Origin of the sequence: Niveispirillum fermenti, assembly GCF_048066175.1 — a bacterium.
GTDB classification, from domain to species: domain Bacteria; phylum Pseudomonadota; class Alphaproteobacteria; order Azospirillales; family Azospirillaceae; genus Niveispirillum; species Niveispirillum fermenti.
The window spans coordinates 1-12440 of record NZ_JBLTXA010000014.1; the positions used below are offsets into that span (position 1 = coordinate 1).

Sequence of the window (12440 nt, forward strand, 5' to 3'; positions counted from 1 at the left end):
ACCCCGCACGGACATCGGCCGGCGTCGGGGAAGCATGGGGAACGTGGCGGATGTCGATAGTGGCACTCATTTGCCCGGATTCTCCAGAATGCGAATGGAGGAACAGCCCGGAGGATGGACCGGCACGGCCCCGTGGGTCCACCCTCTTTGCGCCATTGCCCGCTATGCGTGTCCCACCACCGGGCCATCGGCCGGCACCGGGCAGGTGCGGCCGGCGGCCTTGTGCGGGGTTTGCCCTCTTTAAGCCGAAACGGACCACCGCGTCATCATTATTACGATTGTGCGCTGCGGCGGGTTCCCGGCCCGCACCGCACAAAAGACGGGCGGTGACGCCCTGAACATTGCGTGGATACGCACATGCGTGCAAATTCAAACCTGTTTCGATGTGCGCATTTTCCCATGGATGTGGAATGGCCAGCCGGTTTGACTGGGATGATTTGCAATCCTTCCTGGCTGTGGCGCGGTCGGGGCGGCTGACCCTGGCCGCCCGGCGCATGGGGGTGGACCATACGACCCTGGGCCGGCGCCTGACATCGCTGGAACATGCGCTGGGGGCCACCCTGTTCGAGCGCCATGCCACCGGTTACAGCCTGACGCAGCAGGGGGAAACGCTGCTGCGCAATGCGGAAGCCATGGAAGGCATGGCGCTGACCATCATGGAGCAACTGGCCGGATCGGGGGCGAAACTGTCGGGGGCCGTGCGCATCGGCGCGCCCGACGGATTCGGCAGTTTCTTCCTGGCACCGCGCATCGGCCGGCTGGGGGCGGCACATCCGGACCTGGAAGTGCAGCTTGTGGCCATGCCGCGGCTGTTCAGCCTGTCCAAGCGCGAAGCCGACATCGCCATCACCGTCGCCCAGCCGGAAGCCGGTCGCCTGCATGCCCGCAAGCTGACCGATTATGAACTGGGCCTTTACGCCTCCCGCACCTATCTGGAGACGGCCGCCCCGATCCGGGGTACGGGCGATCTGGCCGCCCACCGTTTCATTTCCTATATCGACGACCTGCTTTATTCCCCGGAACTGGATTATGTCCCGCAGGTGTCACGCGACATCAGGCCCTATCTGAAAAGCGCCAGCCTGGTGGCGCAGTTCCGCGCGGTGCAGGCCGGCAGCGGCGTCGCCATCCTGCCCTGTTTCATGGTGGCGGGGGAACAGGATCTGGTCCGGCTGCTGCCGGCAGAGGTCAAGCTGATGCGCAGCTTCTGGCTGGTGATGCATTCCGACGTGCGGCATCTGTCGCGCATCCGCGTCACGGCCGAGTTCATCGCAGAGGAAGTACATCGCAACGCCCGACTGTTCCATGGTTAACGAAATCTTGACGAAATGATGACAGCAGGTACCATCCCCTTCCACCGGCAGGCACCGACGGGGTGGGCATGGACCGCTTGTGGTATATCGGCGACGGGGAAGTGAACGGCCCCTGTCCCGACCTTCAGATACGCCGCATGCTGCAGGAAGGGCGGATCGCGCCGGGGGGCTGGCTGTGGGCGCCGGGACTTTCCGGATGGACCCGCGCCCGCGACCTGCCCGACATGCGGCCGGCCCTGAAATTCGTGGCTGACCTGACGCCCGACCCGACGGGACCCGACCTGCCCCTGCCCGATCCGGGGCGGCCGCAGCGTGCCGGGGTGCTGGCCCGCTATCTGGCCCAGTTCATCGACCAGGGATTGACGGCGATAACGGTTCACCTGCTGTTGCTGCTGATCGGACGATGGTGGGTCTTTCCCGAATTGCAGGGCCTGCCCAGAATCGCCATCGCCATGGCCGTCGTGCCGCTCAGCCTGTTCTGGCAGGCCCTGTGCCTGGCACGGTTCGGCACGACGCCGGGCAAAGCCCTGCTGGATATCAGGGTCTGCGACGGCCGGGGTGGCCGGCCGGGGCTGGCCGCCATCATCCGCCGGCAGACCGACCTCTGGATGCGCGGCTTCATTCTCGGCGTTCCGGTCTTCAGCTTCGTCGGCACCGTCCTGGCGGGCGCCAAGGTCTTCGAGGGCCGCCGTGCGCCCTGGGACGTCGCCAACGGGCTGGAGGTGCTGCGCGGCCCCCAGGGAATGGGGCCTGTGGTGGTGGCAGTGCTGCTGAACGTGCTGTTCGGCTTCACGGCCAGTTTCCTGCTCAGCGAGATACCTCAACACCCATGAGGCCTTGCACCCCGGCAGCCGGTGCGGGCGGGCCAGGGTCCCGTTCCCGCAGGCTTGATCCGGATGGGGCTTTGCGCCTATGCAGCGGCGAAGCGCCATCATCATCGGCCTGCCATCATGCCCGTCCGGCCCTCCCTCGCCTCCTGGTTCCTGCTGCTGGTGGGACAGCCGCTGCTGTTCGGGTCCAACGTGCTGGTATCCAAGCTGATGGCCGGCCAGATTCCCGGCGTGGCCATGGCATTCTGGCGCTGGGCGCTGGCCCTGCTGATCCTGGCGCCCTTTATCCGGCGTGAACTGGTTGCAGGCTGGCCGGCCATCCGGGCCGACTGGCGGGGCTTTCTGCTGCTGGGTGCGCTGGGGATGGGGGTATGCGGCGCCCCCGTGTATCTGGCCGCCCAGACCACGACCGTCACCAATATCAGCCTGCTCTACGCCTCCGCCCCCGTGCTGATCGTGCTGTTCGGCCGGCTGTTCTGGCGGGAGAAGGTGGGGGCGGTGCAGGCGCTGGGGGTGGCGGTCAGCCTGGCGGGCGTCATCACCGTTATCCTGAAGGGCGATCCGGCGGCATTGCTGCACCTGACCTTCACACCGGGCGATCTTTGGGTCGTGCTGGCCGCCACGGGCTGGGCCTTCTATTCGCTGCTGTTGCGCCACCGGCCGGCTGAATTGGCGCCTGTTGCCCGCTTCGCCGGCATCTGTGCGGGCGGCGTCATGGCCATGCTGCCCTTCTACGGCCTGGAAATGGCCCTGGGCGTGGCGATATCCCCAAGCCCGGAGACCATCTCGGCCCTGCTGTTCCTGGCGTTGGTGCCGGGGTTGGCCTCCTATCTTGTCTATGGCCGGCTGGTGGCGGTGTTCGGGCCCGAACGGGCCGGCATGACGCTCTATCTGATGCCGCTCTACAACGCGATTCTGGCCGGCCTGCTGCTTGGCGAACGGCTGGAGGCCTATCATATGGCGGGTGCGGCCCTTGTGTTGCCCGGCATATGGCTGGCCACACGGCGGGCGCAATAAATCATCATCCGACCCCGCCAGCCGGGCCGGAAGTTACGTGATAAGGGCTCCAGATCGCACAGTAATTGCGCCGCAACGGGCCTATGCTGAGGCCCGTCCCACCAACCCCGCCCCGCAACAAGAGGCATTTGTCCCATGTCCTTCTTCGCGCCGCTGAACCCGCAGCCCGCTGACGCCCTGCTGGCCCTGATCGGCCTGTTCCGCAACGACCCCCGTTCCCACAAGATCGACCTGGGCGTGGGCGTGTTCCGCGATGACGCCGGCAAGACCCCCGTGATGCGCGCGGTCAAGGCGGCAGAGCACAAGCTTTGGGAAAGCCAGGACAGCAAGTCCTATCTGGGTCCGGAGGGCAATGTCGCCTTTGCCCGCCATATGGCGCGGCTGGCCCTGGGCGAGGTGGAACTGTCCGGCCGTCTGTCGGGCGTGCAGACGCCGGGCGGCACGGGCGCACTGCGCCTGGCGGCCGAACTGGTCGCCGCCACCCGGCCGGGGGCCACGGTCTGGGTCGGCACGCCGACCTGGCCCAACCATCCGCCCATCCTGGCCGCAGCCGGCCTGAAGATGCAGACCTACCGCCATTTCGATCCGGCCAGCCAGACGCTGACCTTCGATGCGGTGATGGACGCGCTGAACAAGGCGCAGGCCGGCGATGTCGCCCTGCTGCATGGTTGCTGCCACAACCCGACGGGCGCCGATTTCAGCCTGGACCAGTGGAAGGCCATTGCCGCGACCCTGTCGGAACGCGGCATCGTTCCCTTCCTGGATCTGGCCTATCAGGGGCTGGGACTGGGCATGGAACAGGACGCGGCCGGCGTGCGTCTGGTCATGGGTGCATGCCCCGAGGCGCTGATCGCCTATTCGTGCGACAAGAATTTCGGCGTCTATCGCGACCGTGTCGGAGCCCTGATCGTGCAGACGGCCAGCGCGGCCGACAGCGACCGGGTATCGTCCAACGTGCTGGCGCTGGCCCGCGCCAACTGGTCCATGCCGCCCGACCATGGCGGCGCCGTCATCGCCACCCTGCTGGACGACCCGGCCCTGGCCGCCGACTGGAAGGCGGAACTGGACACGATGCGCGACCGGCTGCTGGGCATCCGCGACGCGCTGGCCAGCCATGGCGGCGTGCTGGCCCGCGTGGCGGAACAGCGGGGCATGTTCTCCCTGCTGCCCTTGTCGCCGGACGTGGTGAAACACCTGCGCGAGGACCATGCCGTCTACATGGCGGGGTCGGGCCGAATCAACATTGCCGGCCTGTCGGTGGAAACGGCCGGCATCTTCGCCAAGGCCCTGGCCGCCAGCCTGTAACGGTGCCATGCGGGCGGGGGGATACCGTTCCGCGGGCGGTGCGCTTAGGATGCGCATCGCCCGCCCTTCCTGCCCCTTCCTGGAACCATTCGATCCATGGCCACGCCGCTCGCCCCCGCCCTTGCCGAGATCAAAGCCCTGCTGCTGGACGGTGGCCGGCTGGTGCGGGCCGTGGCCGGCGGGCGCATGCGCAACATGGACCCGCCATGGCGGCGCATCGAATTGCGGCCCGTGGCCCTGAAGGCCGGTCCGCACCTGCAGACCGTCGCCTATGACGAGCGCCAGGCCCATACCAGCAATGCCGCCTTCGGCCCTGCCGCCGAACAGGCCGTGGATGCGCTTCTGGCGCTGGGCATGGGCACATGGCATGTGGAAACCCTGGACGGCACCGTCCAGCTTCGCGTCACGAAAAAGGGGGAGGCCATGGTCAGCCGCAGCGGCCGCGCCACGCCCGTGGCGCGCAGCCTGGACCATGACCGGGCCAAGCCCCGCCTGCTGGACCCGGCCGATCCCTTCTGGCGCGCGGTGGGTATCGCCGACGGCGATGGCCGCATCAAGCCGACGCGCCAGGACAAGTATCGCCAGGTGGAAGAGTTCGTCCGCGCCCTGGACGCCGTGCTGAAGGAGGCGGAACTTCCGGCCGGCCGCCCCTTGCGTGTCGTGGATCTGGGCTGCGGCAATGCCTATCTGACCTTCGCCGCCTATCGGTTCCTGACCCATGTGCGGGGGCTGTCAGTGGCGTTCACGGGCGTGGATGCCAAGCGCCAGGCGCGTGAGCGCAACACGGAACTGGCCGCGAGCCTGGGCTGGGACGGGCTGCATTTCATCGAGGGGACCATCGCCGAGGCCCCCGTGGACGGGGCCGACGTGGTGCTGGCGCTGCATGCCTGCGACACGGCCACGGACGATGCGCTGGCCCGCGCCGTGGCGTGGGGTGCGCGCCATGTGCTGGCGGCCCCCTGCTGCCATCACGACCTGCAGCGCCAGTTGCGGGAGGGGGAGCCGCCCGCTTCCTATGGGCTGCTGACGCGCCACGGCATCCTGCGCGAGCGTTTCGCCGATGTGCTGACCGATGCGCTGCGCGCCAGCCTGATGCGCCAGGCAGGTTACCGGACGGAGATCATCGAATTCGTGCCGTCCGAACACACGCCGCGCAACACCCTGCTGCGCGCGGTCCGGACGGGTGCCAGGCCGGATGCCAGGACGACTGCCGACTATGCCGCCCTGGTGAAGGAATGGGGGGTGACACCGAAACTCTCCACGCTGCTGGCGCGCGAACCCGGTTTTTGATGAACCCGGTTTTTGACAGGGGGCACGCGCCGGAGAACGGGCGGCCACTGGCGGTATGACCGTCAATGGCCGCCCGCCGTCACGGTCATACCAACTTGCGGTGAGTAGAACTCATCGCAAGTTGGTGCGGCGGCGCCCGCGCCAACGAATGGTGGCGCCGGCGATTGAGGGCAGTGATCAGAACCAATTGGTTCTGATCACTGCAAAATAGTATCAGTCCTTGATCACTGCCGGTTCCATGCGCGGGCTGAGCAGGTGGACGATGCCCAGCGCCAGCAGATAGGCCGAGGCTGCCACCACGAAGATCGGCGTGTAGCTGCCGATCTTGTCCAGCACGTAACCGGCATATTTGGCCATGGCCATGCCGCCAAAGGCACCGATCATGCCGCCGATGCCGACCACCGATCCCACCGCCGCACGCGGGAACACATCCGACGGCAATGTGTAGAGATTGGCGGAGAAGCCCTGGTGGGCAGCCGTGGCGATGCCGATGATCAGGACGGCCACCCAAAGCTGATCGGCAAAGGCCGCGAAGCCGACCGGCAGGGCGAACACGGCGCAGATCAGCATGGACAGCTTGCGCGCCCGGTTCAGACTGGCACCGTTCTGCATCATCCTGGACGACAGCCAGCCACCGGCCACCGATCCCACATCTGACAGAAGATAGATGATGACCAGCGGGATGCCAAAGCTCATCAGGTCCAGCCCATGGCGCTTGCCCAGGAAATCGGGCAGCCAGAACAGGAACATCCACCAGATCGGGTCGATCATGAACTTGCCCAGCGCGTAGGCCCAGGTCTCCTTCACGCGCAACAGGCGCAGCCAGCCGATCTTTTCCGTCGTGTCGGGCGGATCGCTTTCGATATGGGCCAGTTCGGCCGCCCCCACCGCCTTGTGATCACGCGGGCGGCGATAATAGATCAGCCACAGCGGCAGCCAGACCAGGCTGGCCACACCGGTGATGATGAAGGCCATCTCCCAGCCATAGGCAATGGTGATGGCCGGGACCACCAGCGGCGTGACGATGGCGCCGATGTTGGTGCCCGCATTGAAGATGCCCGTCGCGAATGCGCGTTCCTTCTTGGGGAACCATTCCGCCACGGCCTTCACGCCGCCGGGAAAGCCGCCGCCCTCACCCACGCCCAGCACCATGCGGGCCATGATGAAGCCGGTCAGCGACTTGGCCCCGGCATGGGCGAAATGGCCGACGGTCCAGATGGAGAAAGCCAGCGCATAGCCCCAGCGCGCGCCGATCCGGTCCACGATGCGGCCGAAGGCGACATAGGCCAGTGCATAGGTGAACTGGAACCAGAAGATGATGTCGGCATAGTCGGACTCGGTCCAGCCGAACTCCGCCGACAAGGTCGGCTTCAGCACGCCGATCATCTGCCGGTCGACATAATTGATGATCATGGCGAAGAACAGAAGCGTCACCACCACCCATCTGACCCGCCCGACCCTGACGCCGGACCCGTCCGTATCACTTCCCATGCTTTCCCCCGACTGTTGCGCGAAATTATTCGTGGGCTTGCCGGCAACCCGGCCGCAGCAGGAAGAGACCCTAATGGAAACCGGTGTCAATTGCAATGACACCGGTGGTCAACTGATGGATTTGGTGCCGCGCCGGCCATTGACCGGAAAGGAAAAGGGGCGGGTCAGCCGACCCGCCCCTTTCAACGTCACGCCGGCAGCCGGGGAGGAAGGCCGCCGGACGGACGTTGACCGGTCCCTGTCCACGGTCCGTCAATGATGACCGGGCATCACCGGTTTGCCATCCGTGCCGGGCAGCACGATCTGGACATTCTGCATCATGCCCTGGTCCTCATGGTCCAGGATGTGGCAATGCAGGACGAAGCTGCCGATATAGCGGTTATACCGGGTGCGGATCGTAATGATGGCATCGGTGCCTGTCATGATCGTGTCGCGCCACGTCCCCTTCATCCCGGCATAGATGCCGCCGGTCAGTTCCTGTCCGGTGGTCTTGGACTTGATGGAGATGATCTCGAACGGATTGACATGGATATGGAACGGGTGGCTGACCCGGTCCGACGACAGGCGCCATTCCTGGGCCGCCCCCAGCAGCAGCGTCTGGTTCATCACCGCCGGATCATAGGCCTTCCCATTGATCAGGTACCGTGACGGGCTTTCATCGGTCAGGTTGAAGACGATGTCGATGGGGTCCACGCCTGTCTTCTGCCAACGCTCGATCTCCGCTTCGGTGATCGCCTGATGGGGCAGGTATTTGGTCAGCCGCATGCCATCGGCGCCGTTCAGGTCGGCCTTGACGATCGCGGCGACATCCGGCGGCAGGCGATCGGCCGACCGTGTGAGCTGTTCCTGCACGAAGGCGGCACTGTCGGCCACCTTGGCCGGGCCGGTGGCCCGGATGAAGCCGATGATCTTGGCATTGTCATTGTCGACGATCTGGTCGCCGGACTGGTCGGCGTCGTCATAGACGCAGTAATCCCCGGCTTCCGGCAGGACGAACAGAATATCGCTTCGATAGCCGGGCTGGAGGTTGTTGACGGTCTTCGCATAGATCGACGGCCGGGTCAGCCCGTCGACCGCCACCTCGTACTGGGTGACATCGGCACCGGCGCACAGGCCCTTCACCTCCGCCTCCTGGTCGCGGGCGCTGGTGATCCGGGTCAGGCGCCGGGCCGGATTGCTTACCTTGCGGATGCGCAGGTTGATCGTTTCCTCCACGCCGGCATGGATCAGCCGCCAGCGATAAAGCTGCCCGGCCTGCAATGTGTCGGTCCCGCGCACCACCCCATTGAACATGGTGTAGCGGCCGGATGCCTTCCATGCGCGGAAGTCGAACTGAGCGGCGAAGTTCTCGACCTTGCCGATGTCACCCTTGTCACAAATCCACCGGCCTCTGGCATCCGTCTTGATTTCCCCCTTGTTGTTGAAGCAGGCGTAAGGGATCTGCTGGATCAGCATCACCTCTCCCGCGACACCACCGGCAGGCGCGAAGGGGGACAGCAGCGTGTCCAGATCGCCATTGCCGACCAGCGTGGGCGGGCGTGACCCGCGTACCACCAGGGCGCCGGCCATGCCGCTGCCCACCTGCATGGCCGTCGATCCATGCTTGTGCGGATGATACCAGAAGGTGCCGGCCGGATGATCCTCCGGCACATTATATTCATACTGGAATTTCACCCGCGGCTTGATGGTCAGCAGCACATTGTCGCTGTTGCCCGTCGGGGAAACCCACAGCCCGTGGCTGTGCAGGTTGGTATCGTTGAAGCAGTGCGGCTGGTTGATGGGCATGGGCTGGCCATCGGGCTGCCGGCCGCAGAGCGGTTCGGGGTCCAGCCGGTTGTCCAGATTGATGCGCACCGTCTGGCCGGGATCCATCACGATCGTCGGAGCCATGAAGGCATCGCCATAGGATCGCAGCGAGACGGTGTCGTAGCTGTCCGTGGCGGGGTTGTAGATGCGGCCCGTCGTGTACTGGATGGGCAGGTCGTAATGCAGTTCCCGCCCCGCCCGGATGGCTGTTGCCAGTGCCCCCTGGCTCAACAGGTTGTACCCGCGCGGGTCGGCGGCATCGCGCGCCTGCTGCGGCACCGCGGACAGGACCGCAGGCGGTTCCAGTTCCCGGACGAGTTCGGCACGCTGCGCCGTGGCCGTGCCGCAGCCGGCCAGTAGCAGCAAGGCCGCCATGGCGATGCTCCGGCCGCGCCAGGGCTCCATACCAAGATCACCCATCACCATTCCCCCGTGAATTGATGGCCTATTGGTACTATGACCATCAATTTACGGGAGTGGCAATATACAATCCAGGATGGGATTAATGTCGTTGAATTACGCGCTTGACGACTTTGTGTCGGCCGCTGGCGGCACGTCGTCGCTGGGCATGACGATGCCGCCCGACACCACCGCCTTCAGCCCGTCCTCCACGCTCATGCTCAAGGGGCGGACATCACTGCGCGGCACGAAGATCAGGTACCCGGACGTGGGGTTGGGGGTGGTGGGGACAAAGACATTGACCCAATCATCATAGCCGGCACCCAGCAGCGACTGCCGCAACTGCCCCTTCGTCGCGCCTGTGACGAAGGCGATGCACCAGGCGTCCTTGCGGGGATATTCGACCAGCACCACCTCGCGGAACGCATCGGATTGCTGCGTCAGCACGGTTTCGAATATCTGCTTGGTGGCCGAATAGATGCCGCGCATCACAGGCATGCGCCCCACCACACCTTCCCCCAGCCGGACCAGCAGCGCGCCGACGAAACCGGCAGAGCCCATGCCGACCAGGATCAGAAAGGCCAGCATGATCAGCAAACCCAGGCCCGGCAGGGTAAAGGGCAGGTACTGGTCCGGGTGGTACTGTGCCGGCAGCAGATTATTGACCAGCCCGTCGACCCAGTCGATTACCAGCCAGGCCAGATAGAGCGTGATGGAGATCGGGGCCGTCACCAGGATGCCGGTGAGCAGATAGGCCTTCAGCCGGGCCCCCAGCGTCAGATGGAAGCTGGAGAACGGACCCCGCCGCTGCTGGGCCTCTCCGCCGCCATCCTGCTTCGCCATGATGTTTCTCCTTCTCGTCCCCGTGAACCATTTTCGATCGACACCGTAGCGGTTTGCAGCCGCGGCTCCTAGATATACAATCCTGTGGAACCAATCATCGGACGCCCGACGTGAGCGACTCCCCCTCCGCCAATCTCGACCGGATCGACCTTCTGCAATGCCTGACATCCGACGCGCGGGCCGCCATCGCGCGGCAATGCAGTTGGCGGCATTTCCACCCGCATGAACAGATCGTCGACCGGTCATCCGACAGCCGCGACGTCTGCCTGATCGTCGAAGGACGGGTGCGGGTCGTGAACTATTCCCTTTCCGGCCGGGAAATCACCTTCGACGATATCGAATCGGGTGGCTATCTGGGGGAATTGTCGGCCATCGATGGCGGCTCCCGGTCTGCCAGCATCGTGGCGCTGACCGACACGCTGGTGGCCTTCATGTCGCCGCGCCTGTTCCTGGAAACAGTCACCAACAACCCCACCGTGGCGGCCATCGTCATGCGGCGCCTGGCCCAGATCGTGCGCACCTCCACCGGCCGCATCATGGACCTGTCGACACTGGGCGCCAACAACCGGGTGCATGCCGAATTGCTGCGTCTGGCCAAGGCCGGGCTGAAGCCCGATGGCCGGTCGGCGGAGATCACGCCCGTGCCCATCCATTCCGACATTGCCAGCCGCGTTTCCACCACGCGCGAAACCGTGGCGCGCGTGATGAGCGACCTGGCCCGCGACAATATCGTGATCCGCCAGGGCAACAGCCTGATCATCCCCGATTTCGGCCGGCTGGAAGAGATGGTGGAGGAGGTGCGCGGTGACTGATGGGCTGGGCCGCGTTTTGTGCATCGGCTGAAATATGAACTTTTTTGTGTGTGACACCGCCGCAACGCTTTTTAGGCTTTTAAACAGCGCCGGGATGCATTATAAGAAAGTGACTTGACCGTTGCATTAGGGCAACTGTCAGGGACTTTACCTCCTTATGAGGCTCCCTTCATCTCTGCCGGCTGCGCTTCCGCAGCCGGCTTTTTTTTGGCCAGTCGGCAGGACGACAAGGATGTCATGAATGGGCGGCAGAAGCCAGCCCGCGTCTATGCGCCGTTACGGCCGCCGCCCTATTCAAATGGAAATGTCACAGCCCCGGCAGTCTGCCTGCCCGTTCAATACGCTCAATTATTGATGCGGGCAAATTCCCGGAAGGTAACGGCGATCTTGTCCTCGACGATGGTCACCTCGCCGCGCCCGACCATCCGGCCAGAGACAACGATGTCGGACAGGTCGTCGATTTTACGGTCCAGTTCCACGATGGCCCCGCGGCCCAGCTTCAACAGGTCCCGCACGCGGATGTTGGAGGTGCCGAGCACGACGCTCATCTCCACTTCCGTGTCATAGACGGCGGAGATTTCCTGTTGTTCGGGCAAGGCGCGGACGGAACCGCCGCTGGCCATCTCGCCGAACATCGCATCGATATCGTCCTGATCGGGCATGCCCCTGACCCCGGAAAAGCCGCTGTGGAAGGTAGACCCTACCTTATCACGGACCGGCCCCGTCTTGCAGCGACAAAGGCGGCAGCCTCCTGCCAGGGGCCCAGCGAGAAGGAACGGCGGGCCTGGCCGGAAGGAGAGGGCAGCACGAACAGGGCGACCCCCTCCCAATCCACCGGCTGCCGCCCCCACGGGATCGGCGCGGCGGCCCCCAGGAACAGCCGGGCGCCATTCTTGGACGTGAAGGCGATGCCGGCCGGACGATGATGCCGCATCTTCTCCATGAAACCCGGCACGTCGAAGCCATCCGGCGTCAGGTCGGCATCATTGCCGATTTCCACCTTGTTCAGGTCGGTCAGGCCCAGCCCCAAATCATTCATACGGTCGAAATCGGCCGCGCGCCAGCCTGCCGGCACCAGGCCCAGGCGTGCCAGCGTCGGCCAGAAGGCATTGCCGGGATTGGCATAATAAGCGCCCTTCGCCGCAGAGACACGGGACGGCGCCGTACCGCAAAAGACGAGGTGGAGGCCGGGAACCAGGATATCGGGCAGGATCATGATGGCCGGCATTATTTGCCGCCCCCGTCTTCCACGCAATGGAAAAGCGCAGAATTCTGGCGTTTCACCAGGGATGGCACGCCCCTTGCTTATCATTTTCCCGAACACAGGGCCGCCCCGG

Annotated in this window: 11 protein-coding genes; 6 read left to right on the forward strand and 5 right to left on the reverse strand. The window is 65.1% G+C overall.

The genetic code is table 11. The features are described 5' to 3' along the window. The first annotated feature begins 410 nt into the window (after window positions 1–410). From ACM9LZ_RS14860 to ACM9LZ_RS14880, 5 genes are all read left to right on the forward strand, one after another. Entirely contained in the window at window positions 411–1310 is a 900-nt protein-coding gene (locus tag ACM9LZ_RS14860) for a LysR family transcriptional regulator (protein ID WP_416620271.1), read from the forward strand. A gap of 68 nt (window positions 1311–1378) precedes the next feature. Further along, a complete protein-coding gene (locus ACM9LZ_RS14865; protein ID WP_416620272.1) occupies window positions 1379–2143 on the forward strand; it encodes an RDD family protein in 765 nt (254 codons plus the stop codon). Window positions 2144–2260: 117 nt separating this feature from the next. Next, the gene (locus ACM9LZ_RS14870) at window positions 2261–3157 is read left to right on the forward strand and encodes a DMT family transporter (RefSeq protein ID WP_416620273.1); all 897 of its coding nucleotides are present in this window, start codon (window positions 2261–2263) and stop codon (window positions 3155–3157) included. A 135-nt stretch (window positions 3158–3292) separates the two neighbouring features. Beyond that, window positions 3293–4462 carry an amino acid aminotransferase gene (locus tag ACM9LZ_RS14875; RefSeq protein ID WP_416620274.1) on the forward strand — a complete coding sequence of 390 codons (1170 nt, stop codon included), beginning with the start codon at window positions 3293–3295 and terminating at the stop codon, window positions 4460–4462. Between the two features lie 96 nt (window positions 4463–4558). Beyond that, on the forward strand, window positions 4559–5752 hold the full coding sequence (locus ACM9LZ_RS14880; protein ID WP_416620275.1) for a class I SAM-dependent methyltransferase: 1194 nt from the start codon (window positions 4559–4561) through the stop codon (window positions 5750–5752). Between the two features lie 213 nt (window positions 5753–5965). Here ACM9LZ_RS14880 and ACM9LZ_RS14885 read toward each other — a convergent pair whose 3' ends face one another. From ACM9LZ_RS14885 to ACM9LZ_RS14895, 3 genes are all read right to left on the reverse strand, one after another. Continuing rightward, the gene (locus ACM9LZ_RS14885) at window positions 5966–7243 is read right to left on the reverse strand and encodes an MFS transporter (protein WP_416620276.1); all 1278 of its coding nucleotides are present in this window, start codon (window positions 7241–7243) and stop codon (window positions 5966–5968) included. A gap of 252 nt (window positions 7244–7495) precedes the next feature. Beyond that, complete coding sequence (locus ACM9LZ_RS14890; protein ID WP_416620277.1) at window positions 7496–9469, reverse strand: multicopper oxidase family protein; 1974 nt, start codon at window positions 9467–9469, stop codon at window positions 7496–7498. Between the two features lie 96 nt (window positions 9470–9565). Beyond that, a complete protein-coding gene (locus tag ACM9LZ_RS14895) occupies window positions 9566–10291 on the reverse strand; it encodes a DUF502 domain-containing protein (RefSeq protein WP_416620278.1) in 726 nt (241 codons plus the stop codon). Window positions 10292–10401: 110 nt separating this feature from the next. Here ACM9LZ_RS14895 and ACM9LZ_RS14900 point away from each other — a divergent pair, with 110 nt between their 5' ends. Next, window positions 10402–11103: a Crp/Fnr family transcriptional regulator gene (locus ACM9LZ_RS14900; protein WP_416620279.1), complete on the forward strand. Its 702-nt coding sequence runs from the start codon at window positions 10402–10404 to the stop codon at window positions 11101–11103. Window positions 11104–11447: 344 nt separating this feature from the next. Here ACM9LZ_RS14900 and fliN read toward each other — a convergent pair whose 3' ends face one another. Both fliN and ACM9LZ_RS14910 read right to left on the reverse strand, forming a co-directional pair. Then, window positions 11448–11765 carry a flagellar motor switch protein FliN gene (gene fliN / locus ACM9LZ_RS14905; protein ID WP_416620280.1) on the reverse strand — a complete coding sequence of 106 codons (318 nt, stop codon included), beginning with the start codon at window positions 11763–11765 and terminating at the stop codon, window positions 11448–11450. 38 nt (window positions 11766–11803) lie between these two features. Continuing rightward, the gene (locus ACM9LZ_RS14910) at window positions 11804–12331 is read right to left on the reverse strand and encodes a mismatch-specific DNA-glycosylase (RefSeq protein WP_416620281.1); all 528 of its coding nucleotides are present in this window, start codon (window positions 12329–12331) and stop codon (window positions 11804–11806) included. Between the last annotated feature and the right edge of the window lie 109 nt (window positions 12332–12440).